At 66.6% G+C, this 18,795-nt stretch carries 18 protein-coding genes; 9 read left to right on the top strand and 9 right to left on the bottom strand.

What is annotated here, in order from left to right:
* Window positions 1–18 precede the first annotated feature (18 nt).
* Window positions 19–1,083 (top strand): hypothetical protein, encoded by a 1,065-nt coding sequence (locus FCF25_RS03520; RefSeq protein ID WP_137047342.1) that lies wholly within the window; start codon window positions 19–21, stop codon window positions 1,081–1,083.
* On the opposite strand, the gene FCF25_RS03515 is transcribed toward FCF25_RS03520, so the two are convergent.
* The 5 genes from FCF25_RS03515 to FCF25_RS03495 form a co-directional block, all read right to left on the bottom strand.
* Entirely contained in the window at window positions 1,084–2,052 is a 969-nt protein-coding gene (locus tag FCF25_RS03515; RefSeq protein WP_137047341.1) for a DUF6293 family protein, read from the bottom strand. It abuts the gene before it with no gap.
* A 59-nt stretch (window positions 2,053–2,111) separates the two neighbouring features.
* Entirely contained in the window at window positions 2,112–2,690 is a 579-nt protein-coding gene (locus tag FCF25_RS03510; protein WP_198665719.1) for a cysteine hydrolase family protein, read from the bottom strand.
* Entirely contained in the window at window positions 2,687–3,496 is an 810-nt protein-coding gene (locus FCF25_RS03505) for a YqcI/YcgG family protein (RefSeq protein ID WP_137047339.1), read from the bottom strand. The genes FCF25_RS03510 and FCF25_RS03505 overlap by 4 nt, the downstream gene beginning before the upstream one ends.
* Before the next feature lie 70 nt (window positions 3,497–3,566).
* Window positions 3,567–5,030: a sodium:solute symporter gene (locus FCF25_RS03500; protein WP_137047338.1), complete on the bottom strand. Its 1,464-nt coding sequence runs from the start codon at window positions 5,028–5,030 to the stop codon at window positions 3,567–3,569.
* Window positions 5,023–5,238 (bottom strand): DUF3311 domain-containing protein, encoded by a 216-nt coding sequence (locus FCF25_RS03495; protein ID WP_117594789.1) that lies wholly within the window; start codon window positions 5,236–5,238, stop codon window positions 5,023–5,025. Before FCF25_RS03495 ends, FCF25_RS03500 begins: the two co-directional genes overlap by 8 nt.
* Before the next feature lie 238 nt (window positions 5,239–5,476).
* Between FCF25_RS03495 and dnaG the strand changes: the two genes are divergently transcribed.
* The 3 genes from dnaG to FCF25_RS03480 all read left to right on the top strand — a co-directional run bounded on the left by dnaG (window position 5,477) and on the right by FCF25_RS03480 (window position 9,475).
* Window positions 5,477–6,895 carry a DNA primase DnaG gene (gene dnaG / locus FCF25_RS03490; RefSeq protein WP_117594788.1) on the top strand — a complete coding sequence of 473 codons (1,419 nt, stop codon included), beginning with the start codon at window positions 5,477–5,479 and terminating at the stop codon, window positions 6,893–6,895.
* Between the two features lie 48 nt (window positions 6,896–6,943).
* Window positions 6,944–8,608 carry a DUF255 domain-containing protein gene (locus tag FCF25_RS03485; protein ID WP_137047337.1) on the top strand — a complete coding sequence of 555 codons (1,665 nt, stop codon included), beginning with the start codon at window positions 6,944–6,946 and terminating at the stop codon, window positions 8,606–8,608.
* 63 nt (window positions 8,609–8,671) lie between these two features.
* Window positions 8,672–9,475, top strand: coding sequence for a TrmB family transcriptional regulator (locus FCF25_RS03480; protein WP_137047336.1), 804 nt, complete (start codon window positions 8,672–8,674; stop codon window positions 9,473–9,475).
* Between the two features lie 10 nt (window positions 9,476–9,485).
* On the opposite strand, the gene mptA is transcribed toward FCF25_RS03480, so the two are convergent.
* Window positions 9,486–10,412, bottom strand: a complete 927-nt coding sequence (gene mptA, locus FCF25_RS03475) for a GTP cyclohydrolase MptA (RefSeq protein WP_137047335.1) — start codon at window positions 10,410–10,412, stop codon at window positions 9,486–9,488.
* A gap of 277 nt (window positions 10,413–10,689) precedes the next feature.
* Here mptA and FCF25_RS03470 point away from each other — a divergent pair, with 277 nt between their 5' ends.
* Complete coding sequence (locus tag FCF25_RS03470; protein WP_137047334.1) at window positions 10,690–11,136, top strand: ester cyclase; 447 nt, start codon at window positions 10,690–10,692, stop codon at window positions 11,134–11,136.
* Between the two features lie 32 nt (window positions 11,137–11,168).
* Here the strand turns inward: FCF25_RS03470 and FCF25_RS03465 are convergent, their stop codons facing one another.
* The 3 genes from FCF25_RS03465 to FCF25_RS03455 all read right to left on the bottom strand — a co-directional run bounded on the left by FCF25_RS03465 (window position 11,169) and on the right by FCF25_RS03455 (window position 13,178).
* A complete protein-coding gene (locus FCF25_RS03465; RefSeq protein WP_117594783.1) occupies window positions 11,169–11,585 on the bottom strand; it encodes a hypothetical protein in 417 nt (138 codons plus the stop codon).
* 57 nt (window positions 11,586–11,642) lie between these two features.
* A complete protein-coding gene (locus FCF25_RS03460) occupies window positions 11,643–11,852 on the bottom strand; it encodes a hypothetical protein (protein ID WP_137047333.1) in 210 nt (69 codons plus the stop codon).
* A gap of 87 nt (window positions 11,853–11,939) precedes the next feature.
* Window positions 11,940–13,178: an NAD(P)/FAD-dependent oxidoreductase gene (locus FCF25_RS03455; RefSeq protein ID WP_117594781.1), complete on the bottom strand. Its 1,239-nt coding sequence runs from the start codon at window positions 13,176–13,178 to the stop codon at window positions 11,940–11,942.
* 159 nt (window positions 13,179–13,337) lie between these two features.
* Between FCF25_RS03455 and FCF25_RS03450 the strand changes: the two genes are divergently transcribed.
* The 4 genes from FCF25_RS03450 to FCF25_RS03435 all read left to right on the top strand — a co-directional run bounded on the left by FCF25_RS03450 (window position 13,338) and on the right by FCF25_RS03435 (window position 18,649).
* Window positions 13,338–13,940, top strand: coding sequence for a DUF6149 family protein (locus tag FCF25_RS03450; RefSeq protein ID WP_117594780.1), 603 nt, complete (start codon window positions 13,338–13,340; stop codon window positions 13,938–13,940).
* A 183-nt stretch (window positions 13,941–14,123) separates the two neighbouring features.
* A complete protein-coding gene (locus tag FCF25_RS03445; RefSeq protein WP_137047332.1) occupies window positions 14,124–14,927 on the top strand; it encodes an ABC transporter ATP-binding protein in 804 nt (267 codons plus the stop codon).
* Window positions 14,915–16,171: an ABC transporter permease gene (locus FCF25_RS03440; RefSeq protein WP_117594778.1), complete on the top strand. Its 1,257-nt coding sequence runs from the start codon at window positions 14,915–14,917 to the stop codon at window positions 16,169–16,171. Before FCF25_RS03445 ends, FCF25_RS03440 begins: the two co-directional genes overlap by 13 nt.
* A gap of 801 nt (window positions 16,172–16,972) precedes the next feature.
* Window positions 16,973–18,649 (top strand): hypothetical protein, encoded by a 1,677-nt coding sequence (locus tag FCF25_RS03435; protein WP_168191198.1) that lies wholly within the window; start codon window positions 16,973–16,975, stop codon window positions 18,647–18,649.
* The last annotated feature ends 146 nt before the right edge of the window (window positions 18,650–18,795 follow it).

The following is an 18,795-nucleotide window of genomic DNA, read 5'->3' as shown; positions in this document are numbered from 1 at the left end:
GGCGACCCAACTGTCGCCATGACGCTCTACGACCGACTCGCGGACCTCCCGCTCGTCGTCTCCGACACCTCCCGGTCCCGGCGCGAACGGGCGACATCCAGCGGGTTCACCCGCGCGACCACCGTGTTCGCGCTGCTCGGCGACGGCGAGACGGGACGCGGCGAGGACGTGACGTACGACGCCGAAGACCACGACGCGCTCGCGGACGCACCGCCGTTCGATTTCACGGGCGAGTACACGCTCTCGGAGTTCTCGGCGATGCTCGACGACATCGACCTCTTCCCGACGAAGCCTCCCGAACGCGAGACGGGCGACCACTACCGGCGGTGGGCCGTCGAGAGCGCCGCGTTGGACCTCGCGCTCAAACAAGCGGGGACGACGCTCGGCGAGGCGCTGGACCGGGAGTACGACCCGGTCCGGTTCGTCGTGAGTACGCGCCTCGACGGCGAGGCGGGGCCGAGCAGCCGTCGAGTCGACGAACTGCTCGCGGCCTATCCCGACTCGGAGTTCAAACTCGACCCGACGAGCGACTGGGGCGACGAACTCGTCTCCGACCTCGCCGAGACCGACGCGGTGCGAATCCTCGACCTGAAGGGGTACTACAGCGGGACGACCGTCGACCAGGGCGCCGACCCCGACCTGTACGAGCGCGTCTTCTCGGGCTTTCCCGACGCCGTCGTCGAGGACCCGGCCGTCACCGGCGAGACGGAGGCGATGCTCGAAAGAGAGACGGGTCGGCTCTCGTGGGACGCGCCGATAACCGGCGTCGAGAGCGTCGAGTCGCTCCCGTTCGAACCGCGGTGGCTCAACGTCAAGCCCTCGCGGTTCGGCACCCTCGAATCCTTGCTCGAAACCATCGAATACGCCGAGGAGCGCGACATCTCGCTGTACGGCGGCGGCCAGTTCGAGTTGGATGTCGGCCGCCCGCAGATTCAGCAACTCGCCTCGCTGTTCTACCCGGACGGCCCGAACGACGTCGCCCCCGGCGAGTACAACGACCCGGAGGTGCCGGCGGCGGCTCCGACGAGTCCGCTCGACGGCGTCGAACCGGCACGCGGGTTCGGGACGGTCGAGGAGCCGTAGCTACGGTTCGGCGCCGGACTCCTCGCCGGTGTGAGCGCGAACCCACAGTTCGCCGATGCGCGAGAGCCGCGTCCGGTGGGATTTCCCGCGCTCGTCGCGCTCGATGTACCCCTTCCCGCCGGGGCCGAGGCGGTCGACGTTGTAGATGACTTTCGAGCGGAAACTGTCGGTGTACTCCTCGTCGAGTTCGCCCGCCAGCGTCTCGGCGAGTTCGGAGACGGACTCGAAGACGCCGTGTTCGCCGAGCGTGAAGAGGATGAGCTCCTCGAACGGCTTGACGTTCGAGAACGACGCCACCGGCAGTTCGACGATGTGGCGCTCGCCGATGCGTTTCGCGCCGATAGTCGTTCCGCGCTCGTCGAACTCCGACAGCAGTTCCGACGCGGCGTCGAGGCGCTCGCGGAGACGGTCCTCGTCGACGCCTCCGTCCGCGAGCAGGTCCGAGAGCAGTTCCCGGTTGGCGCGGAGCTCCTCCGCCAACTCCGTCTCCAGATACTTCTCGGGGGCGGTGTAGTAGGTGTGGATGCGCTCTCTGTCGTCCTGCCGCTCGACCATGATGGAGTGGGCGGCGGTGGCGAACGCGAAGGAGACGGGACGCGGCATCGCGCTGACGTTCACCCACACCTCGCCGGGGTCGGAGCCGGCGGAGTTGTCGGGTCCGTCGGCGGCGACTGCGTCGCCGCCGTCGATTCCGCGGTCCAGTTCGGCGTTGATGAGGTCGTACGCCTGCTCGAAGGCGGCGTCGTAGTCGTAGACGTCCGCGAGAACGAGGCGTTCGGTCGTCGCGCCGAGCAGGTTCTGAAAGTCCTTTTCGAGTTTCCCCGAGAGCCGTCGCGAGTACTCGACGTTGGCCTCGCTGCCGACCGCGCCCTCGAGGAGAATCACCCGGTCGACGTCTAACTGGTCCCGGATGAGGGGCGCGATGAGCCGGTCGTAGTCGAAGCCGACCGGCACGATGTGCGTCTGCATGGCTCTCAGTTGGACGGACGGCGGTTAAACGGATGCGGTTCGGGAGACGGCCGGAGTTCTCAGTCGAGCGAGGCCAGCAGTTCGTCGGTGTCGACGATTCGGGCGAACTCGCCGTGAAGGTGCGCCAGCGCGGTTCGGTGCATCTCCTCGGCGTCGTAGTACTCGCCGTCCGGGCCTTCGCGGTCGAACGTCGCCGTCGCGTCCGAGACGAGGACGGGCGAGAAGCCGAGGTTCTCGGCCATCCGTGTCGTCGTCGAGACGCAGTGGTCGGTCGTGAGGCCGACGACGACGATGGTGTCGTACTCGCGCTCGCGGAGCCAGTTCTCCAAGTCGGTGCCGACGAACGCGCTGTTGACCGTCTTCTCGAACGTCTGTTCTCCCGCTCCGGGTGCGGTCTCGGCCTGGTACGCGAACCCGGGTCGGTCCGGGCGAAGCGGCGAGTCGTCCTCCTTCGACCGGTGGCGGACGTGGACGACGGGCATTCCGCGTTCGCGCCACGCCGAGAGCAGGTCCGCCGCGTACGACTCGGCGTCGGGGTTGTTTCGATCGCCCCACGCCGGGTCGTCGAACCCCGTCTGAAGGTCGACGAGGAGCAAAACCGCGTCTTCGGGCAGCGAGAACTCGGCCGCCGGCGTCACGCTTTCACCCTCGGTTTTAGCAGTTCGGGGTCGACCTTCGGGTGGGTGCGACTGACGGTCATCGGGCACTCGTCAGGCGCTTGATCGGGGTCCGCCGAGAGCATGTACTGGTGCCACTCGCGGTCGCCGTCGACGCCCCAGTCGCCGATGTCGGCGTGCGGGCAGACACCGTCGTACGCCTCGATACGCCGTTTGATGACTTCGCGGGCCTGTTGGCCGGCCTCGGTGTCGGCGGTGATGCCCGCGAATACCTTCCGGGGTTGGAAGGTGATTTCGAGGCCGAGCGGGCAGTAGCGACTCATCCGCCTCTCGTAAAAGGGGGCACGCGTCGTCGGGAACATCGGTTCGCCGCCGAAGGAGAACTCCCAGTGGGGGTCGTCGGGGTCGGTCGGAATCGCCTCGGGCCACGGCTCGGGGTCGTGGACGTGCAGAAACTGCAGAACGTGCCAGAGCTGTTCGTGGTACTCTGCCTCGGTGAGCTCTTCTCCGGGTGGTTTGAAGAACGCGACGAGCGAGGCGCGCTCGGAGAATCCCTCGAACTCCTCGACGTACTCGAGCAGCGTATCTCGGAACCGGAGGAGGGCGTCGGGATGCGTCGTCGAGGGGACGAACGTGTAGAGAGCGTCGCCCTGTCGCTCGGACTCGATGCCGAAGTAACACGGGAACGGCTCGTCGTCCCGGTCGTCGAGCATCGTCTTCCGGAACGTCTCGTAGTGCGAGACGGCCCAGTCGGGGAGGTCACCGCGGCGAATGCGGCTTCGGAGCGTCGACTGGTCCACGAGCGACTGGAGCCCGGGGTCGTTCATACCTCGGCTTAGGAGCGATAGAAATTGTATGCTTCGGAGGCGTTCGGGGCTGAACGGGGAGAGAACTCGCTCAGTCCGCGCTCAGTCCGTCAGTGAACGTCGCCCGCTTCTCGTCGGGTGCTGGCGAGGTGACCGCGGAGACGCCGACGGTGAGCGCGAGACCCAACACCATCCCGTAGAGCGCAGCGTCCCATCCGAAGTACGTCGCCGGGAGCGGGCCGAGCGAGTGGAGCACGTAGAACGCCTGACTCCCGAGAACGCCGGCGTACATCCCGTCTCGGGTCGTCTTCGCCCAGTACAGAGAAACCAGCACGGGAAGCGCGAGTTGGGCGAACCCGCTGAACGCGAGGTCGCCGACGTCGATGAGCGACCCCGGCCGGAACAGACTGGCGACGAACGTACCGACGGCGAAGACGGCGACGCCGACGCGGGCGACCCACCCCTCCTTCGCCTCGCTGGCGTCCGGGTCGACGAGCGGGCGGTAGAGGTCGCGCGTGAGGTACGACGACCCCGAGAGCAGCATCGAATCCGAGGAGGACATCATCGCCGCCATCGCGCCCGCGACGACGAGCGCGGCGAACCAGACGGGCGTGTACTGGTTGAGCAGCACGGGGATGACGTTCGCGCCCTCGGGCACCTCGACGCCGAGACCCGCCGCCCAGGTGCCGAGCATGAACGCCGGCACGAAGAGGAGCACGACCAGAATCGGCCACAGCGCGAACGACCGCTTCAGCACGCGACCGGATTTGGCGACGAAGAACCGCTGGTTGATCTGCGGGAACATCGCCACGCCGAAGGCGATGGTGACCGCCGTCGAGACGATGTACTGCGGCGTGTAGAGGCCACCGCCGAGCGCGAGTTCGTCCGCGTCGAACCCAGCGTAGGCGGTCGCCGAGCCGTCGACGGCGACGAGCACCCAGCCGACGGCGACCCAGACGATGCCGAGCATGAAGATGCCCTGCACCGTGTCGGTCCACGCGACGCCGCGGAGTCCGGCGGCGGCGACGTACACCACCATGAAGACGGTGATGAGCGCCGCGCCCGCCCAGTACGGTATCGCGCCCCCCGTGAGGCCGACGATGGCCTCGCCCGCGCCCATCTGCTGGAGCATGATGTACGGGAACAGCCAGAAGAGGCTGATGCCGGCGACCAGCGCCCGGAGTCCGGTCGACCCGAAGCGGTCGCCGAGCATCTCTCCGAGCGTCACGTAGCCGCGGGCGCGTCCGACGAGCCACTGCTTGTAGCCCAGCACGTACCAGAGAATGGCGAAGAGGATGCCGTCCATCAACCCCATCACGAGAATCCACTCGGGGCCCGCCGCGTACGCGAGGTTCGGGCCGCCGAAGAACGTGAACGCCGAGAGCAGTGTCGCGAACGTCGTAAAGAGGAGGACGACGGTGCCGAGCGAGCGACTGGCGAGGTAGTAGTCCTCCGCCGCGCGGTCGGTGAGTCGGTACGCGACCAGTCCGACCGCGAGCGCGACGACGAGGTACGCGCCGATGACGCCCAGTTGGACCGCGAGCGAACTAACCACGGGTTACCCCCATGCCGCGGTCCCACGCGCCGCGGGTGAACGCGTAGAACGCGACGCTCGCGACGCCCATCCAACCGACGTGCCACCAGAGCCACAGCGGCAACCCGGCGACGACGCGGCTGTCCCCCCAGAGGAACCACGGCACGGCGAAGACGACGAGCACTGCGAACACCACCACCCAGAGGTAATCGGCTTTCTGTCGGGTCACGTATGACGATAAACGGCTACTCGGTGATAAATTCTACTAAACTGGCTTCGATTTACGTCTTTGAAGAGAATTTTTCTTAATGTCGTCGAAATGCCTCTACGGTCGGCTTCCACCGAGTGGAGTCCGAGCGAGGCGGGGAGTGCGACAGGTATATCCCTCCTGCGAAACTTATATACGGGGGTGTGGATGGACGGACCGTCCACGTTTCACATCAACATCAATCACCGGTGATTCAATTATGGAAGACACTGCGAAATATCTCATTCACGCTTCGGTAACCGCCGACGGGGTGGTCGAACGAAGCGACGTGGTCGGAGCGGTCTTCGGGCAGACCGAAGGCCTCCTCGGCGACGACCTGGACCTCCGCGACCTCCAGCAAGGTTCGAAGATCGGACGGATAGACGTCGAAATCGACAGCGAGAACGGGCAGTCGTTCGGGCGGATAACCATCGCCAGCAGTCTCGACAAGGTAGAGACGGCGATTCTCGCGGCCGCGCTAGAGAGTATCACGCGCGTCGGCCCGTGTCAGGCGCACGCGGAGGTCGTCGACATCGAAGACGTGCGGAGCGCCAAGCGGCGCGAGGTCGTCGACCGGGCGAAGGAACTGCTCTCGGAGGCGTTCGACGACAGCGTGATGACGAGCCGCGAGATTCTCGAAGAGGTGCGCGAGAGCGTCCGCGTCGAGGACATCACGGAGTACCACGGCTTGCCCGCGGGTCCGCGCGTCGCCGACTCGGACGCCATCGTGGTCGTCGAGGGGCGCGCGGACATCCTGACGCTGCTCCGATACGGCATCAAAAACGGCGTCGCGGTCGAGGGGACGAACGTCCCCGACAGCGTCGCCGAACTGACCGAAAACCGGACCGTCACCGCCTTTCTCGACGGTGACCGCGGCGGCGAACTCATCCTCCGCGAACTGGCGCAGGTCGGCAACGTCGACTACGTCGCCTTCGCGCCGCCGGGCCGCTCCGTCGAGGACCTCGCGCGCCACGAGGTGATGTCGGCGCTGCGCGACAAGGTTCCGTACGACGCCGTCGCCGGCGACAACGACGTTCGGTCGACCGTCGCGGCGACCGACGGCAGTTCGACGCCCGCCCCGGAGCCGCCGTCGGACCCTCGAACGGAGTCGCCGGAAGCGACTGACGCTCCGGCGACTCCCTCCCCCGCTGTAGGGGAGACGGCCGACGAACCGACCGCCGAGGACCCCGCCGACGGCACCGAACCGAGGCGCGACGAGACGACCAACGGCGAAGAGGGCGGTGCCGGCAGCGTCGACACGGAGCTCGACAGCGACGCCGGGGACGGGGCGGAGGCGAGCGCAGACGCCTCGCAGTCGTCGCTCCCGCCGGAACCGAAGAGCCTCAGAGAACACGTCGTCGAGGTCATCGACGAGTCGAGCGGTCTCGTTCGACTGCTCGACGCCGACCTGGACCTGCTGACGGAAGGCGAGCAATCGACGGCGTTCGACGCGCTCGTCGACGCCGACCTGGTGCCGTACGCGGTCGTCGTCGACGGCGAACTCGACCAGCGCCTGCTCGACGTCGCCGCACAGCGCGGCGTCGACCACGTCGTCGCCCGTTCGACCGGCGAGTTCGTCAAGAAACCCGTCGACGTTCGGATCCGGACCGCGGCGCAGTTGCAGCGCGCGAACACGTAGCCTCGACGACCTCGAAGCGCTTACCCCCGACGCTCACCGAGGACGTGTATGGACGACGAGACCCGCGTCGAGTGGCGCGAGTGGGGGCCGGCCGCGTTCGCCGAGGCGGCCGAAGCCGAGCAACCGCTGTTGCTGTCGCTGTCGGCGACGTGGTGCGCCGGCTGTCACGAGATGGACGTCGAGACGTACGCCGAACCGCGTATCGCCGCGAACGTCAACGACGACTTCGTTCCGGTCCGCGTCGACGTCGACCGCCAGCCGCGCGTCCGCGAACGGTACAACGCGGGCGGGTTCCCCTCGACGGTGTTCGCGACGCCCTCCGGGGCGATCATCTCGGGGGCGGGCTATCTCGGCCCCGACGGGATGCGACAGGTGCTCGACAGCGTCCGCGAGACGTGGGCCGACCGCGGCGGCGACGCCGGGCGCGTCCCGCGTGCGCTCGCCGACGACCCCACGCCGGTCGGCGAACTCTCGCCGGCCGTCGAGGCGTACATCGCGGGACAGCTCGGCGAGAAGTACGACGAGGTCCACGCCGGGTGGGGCGACGACGCGAAGTTCCCGCTCCCGCGCACCGTCGAGTTCGCGCTGAAGCGCGAGCGGGGTCAGGCGCTTCGGACCCTCGACGCGGTCCGCGACCACCTGTTCGACGACGTTGCCGGGGGGTTCTTCCGCTACGCGAGCGGCCGCGACTGGAGCGGCGTCCACCACGAGAAACTGCTGGACACGAACGCGGCGCTCGTCCGCGCGTTCGCCAACGCCTACCTCTACACCGGCGACGACGCCTACCGTCGCCCCGCGAAGCGGACCATCGACTTTCTCACCGACGACCTCTGGACCGGCGTCGCCGTCGGCGGGAGCGTCGGCCCCGCGGCCGGGCGCGACTACTACGCGCTGTCGGCCGACGAGCGAGGCGAGACCACCCAGCCGCGCGTCGACCTCACCGCGTTCGCGGGCGGCAACGCGCTGGCCGCCGAGGCGATGCTCACCTACGCTGGCTACACCGACGACGAGAGCGCGAGAGGGTACGCCGAGCGCGTCCTCGACTTCCTCGAAACCGACCTCGTCGACGACGACGGGGCGGTGACGCACTACCGCGCGGGCGACGACGCCGGAGAACGACTCCTGCTCGGCGACCACGCCCGCGTCGTCGCCGCGTTCATCCGCGCACAGCAGGTGCTCGGAGCGGGCCTCGACGTCGCCGAACGCGTCGCCGACAGGGCGATAGCCGAGCTCCACGACGACGGGTCGTTCCTCGACGGCCCGAAGGAGGGGCCGGGTCTCCTCGACCGGCCGTTTCGGCCGCTGGACGACAACGTCGAGATGGCCGGGGCGCTCTGCGACCTCGCGGTTTTGGCCGACGACGACCGCTACCGGGAGGTCGCCCGCGAGACGATCGAGGCGTTCGCCGGAGCCGCCGACCGGATCGGCGTGCAAGCGGCCGACTACGGCGCGGTGGCCGCGCGGCTCGGCGGTGAGCCCCTCGTCGTCGCCGTCGCCGACGACCCCGGGAGCGACCTCCACCGCGCGGCGCTCCGCGTCGCCGACCACGAGAAAGTCGTCGTCCCCGACGCCGGCGCTCTCGTCGCCGACCGCGACCTCGAACGCGGCACGGCGGCCGTACTCGTCGGCGAGACGGCGCTGTCGGCGTCGACGCCCGACGAACTGATGGCGCAGGTGTCGGCGGCGACTCGCAGCCTCGGCGGGAACAACTGACCGCGACGCCGGTCCCGTGTAAACTTCCGGTGTGTTTATAACCCGGGCGTGAGATTCACCCGCATGGCGAGTCTCCGAGACCTTGGGCTGTCCGAGTACGAGGCGCGTTCGTACCGAGCGCTCCTTCGAACGGGGCCGACAACGGCTAAGGAGTTGTCACGGGCTAGCGACGTGCCGATGGGCCGCATCTACGACGTGCTCAACAGCCTCGAACAGTACAGTCTCGTCCGGAGTCAGGCGGCGAGTCGACCCAAGAAGTACGTGGGCGTCGAACCGGACGCCGCGCTGGACCGGCTGCTCGAAGACAAGCGCCGCGAACTCGAGGAGAAGGCTCAACAGTACGAGGGCATCGTCGACGAGTTGGTCGACGAACTCGACGCGGGCGAACCCGTCGAGGGGCAGTTCTGGACGGCCGCCGTCGGCCCGGGCGAGACGATGGACCTGCTCGTCGAGCGACTGGCGACGGCCGACGACCACGTCGTGATGGTGGCGGCGACGCCCTCGCCGCAGTTCGACCTCGGGACGGTGAGCGAAGCCGTCGTCGACGAACTGGCCGCGGCGTTGGACCGCGGCGTCTCCGTCTCGCTGCTGATGACGCCGGAGCTGGTGGCGACGCTTCCGCCGAGCGTCGGCGAGCGCTACACGGAGGGGCTGTCGGAACACCCGCAGTTCGAGGTGCGGACGAGCGAGAACGTGACGGGGACGTTCAACCTCATCGACGACGTGGAGGTGTGCATCGAGGTGCCGAATCCGCTGGACCCGGGCGAGGCGCTGGCGATGATAGACCTGAAGGACCCCGAGTTCGCCGCCGACGTCCGCGCCGTGTTCGACCCGCGCTGGGAGGCGGCCGACCCGCTGTCGTTCTGACCTCTCCGTTCTACTGACCGAGTTCGCTCCGCAACTGCTCCATCGTCACTTCCCGCTCTGCGTGGGCGTTGTGCTGGTGGATGGACTCGTCGTTCGACTGCTTCATGTGGATGACCGCGTCGTCCGGCAGTTGGTCGAACCGGCCGACGGCGTCCTCGGCCATCGAGCGGACGCAGTCCTCGACGAACTTCGCGTTTGCGTGCGCGTGGAAGGTCATGTAATCCTCGTCGGGACGCTTCGCGAGGTTGTAGATGCGCGCGCTCATCGAGTCGCGGGCGACGTCGATGATGTCCATGAGGTCCACGTCGGGCGAGCCCTCGCTCGTCACGGTGAACGTGGCGTGGCCGCGCTGGGAGTGGCCCGGTTGCGGGACCGCGTCCAGGAACTGCTCGACCGTCTCGTCGTCGACGCCGAGGTCGCCGAGCTCCTCGCGGGCGCGAGAGGCCGACATCCCCTGCGAGCAGGGACAGACCGTCATACCGGTGACGCGGGCGCCGATCTCCTCGCGGGTGCCCTCCTCGGTGGCGACGGCGCTGGCGATGATGGTCGCGGTGCCCTGCGTCTGTTTGTCGCTGGCGGGCGTCCGCTCGCGCGTGACGAGTTCGGCGGTCATCCGAACGTCGGCCGTCGAGGTGTAGTCGTGTTTCTCCAGCAGGCGCTCGGCGGCGTCGCCGCAGACGTCCTCGACGCGGTAGCTCGGCTCCTCGACGGCGGCTTCGAGCGTCTCGTCGATGACCTCCATGTTCCGGCTCATGTCCGCGCCCTTGCGCGTCGCCGGGAGGTCGACGAACACCTCGAACTCGGCCATCAGGACGATGGGCCGCTTCCCGTCTCGGGCGAGTTTCACGAGTTTCTCGACGCCCGTGACGCCGACCTGACTGAGTCCGACGGTGACGTCGGGCTGGCTTGCCTGCACGTCAGGCAACTGGTGACTCATTATCGGTATCCAGGGACCGTTCGCGATTAGTGCTTTCGATAGCGTCACTCGGCGGACGTGCGGGGGAAGTGACGGAAAGAGACGGACGTCTCGGCCGTCTCGCCGTAGAGCGCGAGCCGCCGCGGTGTAGAGTCGTCGAGCAGAATCTGTCGACCCGGAATTACGAAGTTCGGACGTTCCGGTGTCAGTAGGTGCACGAAACCGCACTATCCTTCCGATTGCCGTGTTCTCTGCTAGCTTATAGCGCTGTGACGCGTACGTTCCTGTGGTGAGAGAGATGTCGACATCAGAGGAAAACAAGGCGCTCGTTCGAAGGTACTACGAGGAGGCGTTCAACCAAGAACGAACCGGCCTCCTCGACGAGCTAATCGCCGAGAACGTCGTCAACCACGACCCGCTGTCGGACGAGACGCTCACCGCCGAGGAGGCGCGCGGCTTCGAGGGGTTCCGACGCCACGTCGAAGTCGCTCACGAGGCGTTTCCGGACGCGACCGTGACGATAGAAGAACTGATTGCAGAGGGGGACACCGTCGCCGTTCGGTTCGTTTTCGAGGGAACCCACGAGGGACGGTTCGGCGGGATCGAACCCACCGGGAATCGGGTTTCGGGGACCAACATGGGTTTCTTCCGCGTCGAGGACGGGAAGATCGTCGAGCGATGGCTCGAGTCGGACAATCTGGAACTGCTCGAACAACTGGGCGTCGCGGGACCGGTCGCGCAGTAGCGCACCCGATCCGCGTTTTGACGTGAGACGGCTCAGGGCCAGTCGTCGCGCGTCTCGCCGTCGAAGGGGTCCTCCTCGGGCGCGTCGCCCGCGAGGTCCCATCCCGCCGCCTCCGCGGCTTGTTCGAGCGGGAGATACTCCCAGTCGGTCGCCTCGGCGAGTTCGCGGTCCTCCTCCGTGGTCCCGACGAACACGTGCCGGTCGGTGTCGAACTGGCGCTTGACGTTTTCGAGGCTCTCCTCGACGCCGCGCGGTCCCGAGAAGAAGTCCTGTCGGATGCGCTCTTTGCGCGTGAAGTTCGTCACCACGTACGTCGGTTTCTCGCTGACGACGCCGACGTATTTGGTCCACTGCCGAGCGTCGTTGAACACCGTGTTCGGGTCGGCGAGCCGTTTCAGCGCCTCCAACTCGAACGCGAGGGTCATATCGTTTGAGCCGCCGCCTTGCATACCACCCTCTCGTCGTCGTCGGCCGAAAACGGCTTCGGTCCGTCCGGCAGCGGTCGCTCAGTGGACTCGGTAGTAGTCGGTGAAAACGACGATATCTCCGCTCCGGAGGTCGGAGGAGGAGGCGGTGTTCGTCAGCTGCCCGTTCGCGGCCGCGAGGACGAGTTGCTGTGCGCTCTCGTCTAACTCGTCGAAGTGACGGACGCGCGCCCCGGACGGAACGGTGTCCGTTCGCGTCGCGGCGACCGTCGCATTCGTCGACTGTGCCATGTGACAACTACTGTCACGGTAGAGTATGAATCTTTTGGCAGCGCTAACGATTGCGAAAGATAGAGAGAAACGGCGAAGAGAGCCGGGTTACTGCTCTTGGGTCGCTGCGAGGTCGTCGAGGTCGATCTTCTTCTCGAGGAGGACGTCGGCCTGGTCGGCGACGACGCGCTCTTCGCGCATCAGCTTCTTCAGCGCGCTCTGCGCGGAGAGGTCGCCGATGAGGACGCCGCCGACGACTTTGCCGTCTTTGAACGCGATGCGCCGCCACTCGGTGTCGGAGTACTTGCGCTCCGCTTCCTCGTCGCCGATGGTCGGGTGGCCGAACGAGAGGAACGGGAAGTCGAAGTGAGTGATGGAGTACGACGAGACCCAGCGGAACTCCTTCTCCTCGCCGTGGACCATGTTGTGGCCCGCGATGGAGCCCTGTTCGCGCGCGCTGCCCCACGACCCGTTCTGGGCGTACTCGCCGAGGATGGTGTCGTAGAAGCGCGTCAGGTCGCCCGCCGCGTAGATGTCGTCGACGCTCGACTGCATGTACTGGTCGACGACGACGCCGTCGTCCTGTTTGACGCCCGTTCCTTGGAGGATTTCGGTGTTGAAGTTCAGCCCGATGGCGACGCCCGCCCAGTCGCAGTCGTAGTGGTCGCCGTTGGGGTCGACCGCACCGGTGACGCGGCCGTCGTCGTCGACCTCGAAGTGGTCGACGCCGCTGTCGAAGACGGGTTCGACGCCCACGTCGCGCATCGCCTCGTGCATGATTTCGGCGCCCTCCTCCGAGAGCGCGTAGCGCCACCAGGCGTTCCCGCGCATCAGATACTTCGCGGAGACGCCCTGCGCGCCGCAGATGGCCGCGAGGTCGATGCCGAGGAGGCCGGCACCGACGATGACGGCGTTCTCGCCCGAGTCGGCGCTCTCGCGGATGCGCCGGGCGTCCTGAAACGTCCAGAAGTGGTGGACGCCCTCGGCGTCGGAGTTGTCGACGGGCAACTGCGTCGGCGTGCCGCCGGTAGCGACGAGCAGTTTGTCGTACGCCAGCGTCTCGTCTTCGTGCGTCGTGATCTCGTGGGCGTCGGGGTCGATCCTCTTGACGTGCGTGTTGAGACGCAGGTCGATGTCGCGTTCGTCGTACCACGACTCGTCGTGAATCGAAATGGGTGCCTCCGGCAGTTTGCCTTTGGCGAACTCTTTGATGAGAATCCGATTGTAGAGGGCTTCACCCTCGTCCGTGATAACGGTGACTTCGGCGTCCGGTGCCTCCTCGCGGAGCGTCTCCGCCGCGGAACTACCCGCGATACCGTCGCCGATAATCACGTACGATTCGGTCATGTGAGAGAGGTTCGTAACGGGGGTTAATGTGGGTTGCTATCCACTTATGGAGATTCCAGCCCCGAACGCCGCGAAACGAGGGTGAGACGCGTGACGCGCCGGAGTCGCGGCCACGGAATACGCGTGGCGTTGAAGTCAGTCGGGTCCCAAAGACCGGCTATGAAACTCCGTCAGAACGTCCGCCACTTCGCCGCCAAGCAGGCGCTCACCATGCCGGTCGTCGGCGACATCGCTACCAGAAAGCTCGTCGACCTCCACGTGAACATCTTCGGTAAGAAGGCCGAGGAGGGCCGCCGCGAGGAGCGCGAACCGCACATGGAGGCGTTCTTCGATTGCACGTTCGACACGTACGTCGCCGCGCTCGACGCGGGCTTTCCCGAGGCGGAGGCGCGCGAAATCACGCACGTCCAGGCGAACTTCGACTTCTACAACCACGGCTGGACGGAGATGATGGAGATTCCGACCGACGAACTCGAAGCCCACTACGAGCGCTACGAGGAGTTCTTCCGGCGGCACGACATCACCATCGCCGACCCGCTGGGCGAGTTCCGAACGCGCGAGATTCCGGACGCACCGTCGACGCCGGAGAAGCTCGACGACCCCGAACACCCGCACGCCCAGGGCGGGTTCGCCGACGACGTGTACGTCGAAGGCGACGACGGCGAACTCCGCGTCGGCGGCAGAGAGGAACCCGAAGACGTCGACGTCGGCGCCGCGCCGGGGATGCAGGACCTCGACGACGACGAAGACGCTCGCGCGTAGCCTCGCCGCGGTCGAACGGACGCCGACGGTCGAACGGACGCCTCCAGCGAGCGGACGCCGACGTCGAAGGGGTGGTCTCGTCTCGGGACGTCTCCGACAGTGAGGCGTTAACCGGCGAACGGCCCCGATATCGACCTGCGACGGCCACTACATCTTTTGTGCCCGACGCTCGTCTTAGCGCACATGGACGCATACACCGACGGTGGAGGACCGACCGAAGACACCGTCGTGTCACTGTCGGGGGTATACAAAGTCTACGAACTCGGTGAGCCGGTGCCGGTACTCGACGACGTCTCCCTGAAGGTGCCGCGAGGGTCGTACACGAGCATCATGGGCCCGAGCGGCTCCGGCAAGAGTACGCTTCTCAACCTCATCGGCTGTTTAGACACGCCCACGGCAGGCGAGATTCGAATCGACGGGACGAACGTGACGAAACTGTCCGACTCCGAACGGGCGAACGTCCGCGGCGAGAAGATCGGATTCGTCTTTCAGACGTTCAACTTGATGCCGCGGTTGACGGCGCTGGAGAACGTCGCCATGCCGCTGTCGTTTCGCGACGTATCGCGGGAGGAGCGGACGAAGCGAGCCGAGTCGCTCCTGGCCGACGTCGGACTGGCTGACCGAGTCGACCACAAGCCGACGGAGCTCTCGGGCGGGCAGCGCCAGCGCGTCGCCATCGCCCGCGCGCTCGTCAACGACCCGGCCATCATCCTCGCGGACGAACCGACCGGGAGTCTCGACAGCGAGACGAGTCGGCAGATAATGCGGCTGTTCGAGGAACTGTACCAGCGCGGCAACACGATTCTGATGGTGACCCACGAGCGGGACATCGCCGAGCACGCCGAGCGAATCGTCCACGTTCTCGACGGCGAGATAGAACGCATCGAGGAACTCGGCGAGAAGCGACGGATTCCGTCAGTGGACGAGACGAAGCCGGTCCAGAATCCCGGTGAGGGAGCTACCGAGGGAGAAGCGTGGACCTCCTAGAGAGCCTCCGGATGAGTTGGCGGAGCATCGTCGGCCACAAACTCCGTTCGACGCTGACGACGCTCGGCGTCATCATCGGCGTCGCCGCCGTCATCGCGTTCGTCACCCTCGGGGCGAGTCTGCAGGCGGATATCGTCAACACCATCGCCGGGGACAACCAGGACGTGATGTACGTCTCGGCGTCCTCGCAGACGCAGAGCGACATCCCGCAGCTCGGGCAGGGCGGACAGTCGGTGTTCACCCAGTACGACGTCCAGCAGATCCGCCAGATAGAGGGCGTCGCAGCCGCCGTCCCCGTCGGTGGGATCGCGACCGCACAGGTGCGGTACAGAAACGACTCGGTGGGGAGGCAGTGGGTGACGGTATCGCGGCCGCAGTACTTCGAGCTGAAAGGTCAACGGATCGTCGAGGGACGACCGTACCAGTCGGGGCAGCGGGAGGTGGTGTTGAATCGGCCTGCGGTCCGGATGTTCGCCGAGAACGTCACCGTCGGTGAGAACATCACGCTCACCCGAGCGGCGAACGGACAGCCGATAAACGCCACCGTCGTCGGTATCGCCGAGGGCTCTCAGGAGGGGGCGGGCGCGCTCACCGGCGGTGCGCAACCGAGCATCTACGCGCCCACGAACCCGTTCTACGAGCGAGCAGTCATCAGTCCCAACACGGACCAACAGCAGCGTGTGTACTCGCAGGTACTCGTGAGCGCCGGCAGCATTCAGGAGATAGAGGCGGTCCAGGGCCGGATCATCTCGTACCTGACGGAGCAGTCCGACGCTCGGGTTCTCAAAGCCGAGGGCTACCAGTTCGAGGTGACGACGTACGACCAACTCGTCGACCAGATTCAGCAGGTCAGCAGCACGTTCACCGCGTACATCACCGGTATCGCGGTCATCTCGCTCATCGTCGGTGCCATCGGTATCGCCAACATCATGCTCGTCAGCGTCACCGAGCGGACGCGCGAGATCGGCATCATGAAAGCGGTCGGCGCCAAGCGCCGCGACATCATGCAGTTGTTCCTCCTGGAGGCGATACTGCTCGGGCTGTTCGGCTCCGTCTTTGGTGCACTGGTAGGCATCAGCGGCGGGTACGCCGCGACGGTACTCATCGACCTCCCGCTGCGGATCCGTCCGCTCTGGTTCGTCGTCTCCGTCGTGGTCGGACCGCTCGTCGGGGTGTTCGCCGGTCTCTATCCCGCCTGGAGCGCGTCGACGGTCGACCCGATAGATGCACTCAGACACGAGTGAATGCGCTCAACGAGTCGTTTCCGGGACAAGTTTTCGCCGAGGCTTCGACCGGATTACCCGGGCGGCGCGACGAAGACGGAGCGATGCCGCAGCGCCCGAGGCGAGCGCGTCAGACGCCGTCGGTCGCTCTCTTCGGGGTACGGGCGACCCTGACTGACCGCCGAGTCCCGGCGTCTGTCGTGCGTAGGGAGTTCCTACGGCGGCGCGACCACCGACGGCGTCTCCGGCGGAGTTCGGCGGGGACCGCTCGCGTCTCAACTACACGTTTCCCGAGGCGGGTGTCGTTCGAAGGCCGAGTAAAACGGGGGAAAACTCGCGGCAACGATAGCGTCGATTATTACGGTGAAGGACGAAACGGGGAGTGAATGAGTGCACGTCTTCGACCGACGGGAAAACGTTCCGTCGCGTACCGTCGGCGGACTCCCTCTGTCGCCGTCCGCGCTCGTCGGTCTGCGGTTCGTTTCGGCCGGGCGCGGTCGAGGAGGCGCTACCGTCTCGAACGCTCCCGGTCGATTTGGGTTGGATCCTGAGATGGCGTCCACAGTAGCCTCTCGGCCGACACTCGCACCCGCCGTTCGCTCGGCGGTGACGTCCGGCGGCAGACGACAGATCGCCGACGGGGGCGACACGCCGAAGACGAACGGCGGACTAATAACGCCCGTGTCCGTCGGCACCGGGTGGGTCGTCTCGGTCCGCGTCAACGACCGTTTCGATCAGCGCCAACCGCCGCTTCGGTCCGCACCAACCGCCGTTTCGGCTCGGTTTCGAACACCCGCGCGCCTCCGGAGGAAGTAACCGACGATGATGGACCCACGAAAGCTGACGAACACGGACGGTGTACGGCGACGACAGGTGTCGAGATTCGGCCGCCTCGAAGCCATCGCCGGCGAGTTCGCGTGGCTCGCACCCGCGATAATCGTCGCGCTGGCGACGTACACCGCCTACGTCGTCACGCACCCGTACCCCGCGTTCGGCGCCGGCCTCTTCCTGTACATGGCCGAGCAGATTATCCGCGAGGGGTACGCGCTGCCGGCGATCATCCCGCACTACACGCCGGAGGGGATTCCCTTCGCCTACCCACCGCTGGCGTTCTACGTCGCCGCAGTGTTGCACGACGCGTTCGGACTCTCGTACCTGACGATAAGCCGCTATCTGCCCGGCTTTCTGACGGTCGTCTACCTCGTGCCGTTCTACCTTCTGGCGCGCGAACTGCTCGGCTCGGAGCGGCAGGCCGGACTGGCGGCCATCTTCGTCGCCGTCGGGCCGCCGATTCTGCAGTGGCACATCTCCGGCGGCGGCTTCGTCCGGTCGCTCGGCGCGGTGTGGCTCTACACCGGCCTCTACACCGGGGTCAAACTGTTTGCGACGCGAGACCGACGGTGGCTCTGGCCGTCGGTGCTGCTGTTCGCACTGACGATACTGACCCACCCGGTGTACACGGCCTTCTTCGGCCTGTCGTACATCTGGCTGTTCGTCTACTTCGACCAAAGCCTCACGGGACTGCTCGAAGGGGCCGCCGTCGCTATCGGCGGTCTCGTGCTCGCGTCGCCCTGGTGGCTGACGGTGATCTCGAACCACGGCGTCGGCATCTTCGCCGGCGCGGCGGGGACCCACGGCGGCATCGGCAAGCAGCTGTTCGAGTTAGTCCCGACGTTCGTCCCCGGGTCGGCGTCGTTCAACCCGCCGGCGGTGCTGTTCTCCATCCGTCCGGGGCTGTTCAACCTCCAGTCGTTCGGGATGATCATCATCTCGGCGTTCTTCGTGCTGTACATCTTCTCGGGCGTCTACCTCGCCTGGCGGCGCTCGTTCTTCCTCCCGGGGTGGTTCGCGCTCTGTATCATCTTCGTCTCGAAGCCGCGGTTCGTCTTCACCCTCGGGCCGCTTATGGCCGCCGTCGTCATCTTCGACGTGCTTCGGCTGGCGTACCGGCGACTGTCGATCACGTCGCAGCGTCGGCGGCGGGCCGAACTGGCGGCGATATTCGTCGTGGCGATTCTCGGGATGAGCGTCTCGGTGTTCTACGCGGGCGGACACCTCGACTCGCACGCCGGGAGCACCTCGCAACCGGCGTTCATCAACGGCTCCGACGTCGAGGCGATGGAGTGGGCCGACGCAAACACCGAACCCGACGCCACCTTCGTCGTCGTCGGCGACGCCGCCGAGTGGTTCCCGCTGTACACCGACCGGACGATTCTCGTCGGGCCGTGGGGGGTGGAGTGGCGCGGGCAGGCGCAGTACCAACACCAACTCGGCCTGTTCAACCGCCTCTCGACGTGCCGGAGCGAAGCCTGTATCACCAAGTATCTCACCGAGTCCGGGACGACGCCCGACTACCTCTACGTCCCGAAGGGCGAGTACTCGGTGCGCGGGATGGAGAGCATCCAGTCCGCGGAGATGCGACAGGAACTCGTCGACTCGGGGCGGTACGAACTCGCCTACGAGAACCGCGGGGTCATGGTGTTCAGGGTTGTCGGCTGACGCCGTGGCTCTCTCGGTACTGCGGTGCCGTCACCCGCCCGAAACTGTCGACCAGGTGACGTAGTTCGGCTGCCACGGTCGCTCTCGTCTGCCCGGCCGGTGACAGAGTGGCCGAAACCAGTGACAGAGTAGCCAAAGTGTCAGTG

Source organism: Haloprofundus sp. MHR1, from assembly GCF_005155585.1.
GTDB lineage: Archaea > Halobacteriota > Halobacteria > Halobacteriales > Haloferacaceae > Haloprofundus > Haloprofundus halophilus.
Note: the sequence above shows the minus strand (reverse complement) of the source record. Positions and strands in the feature narration are given on the sequence as shown.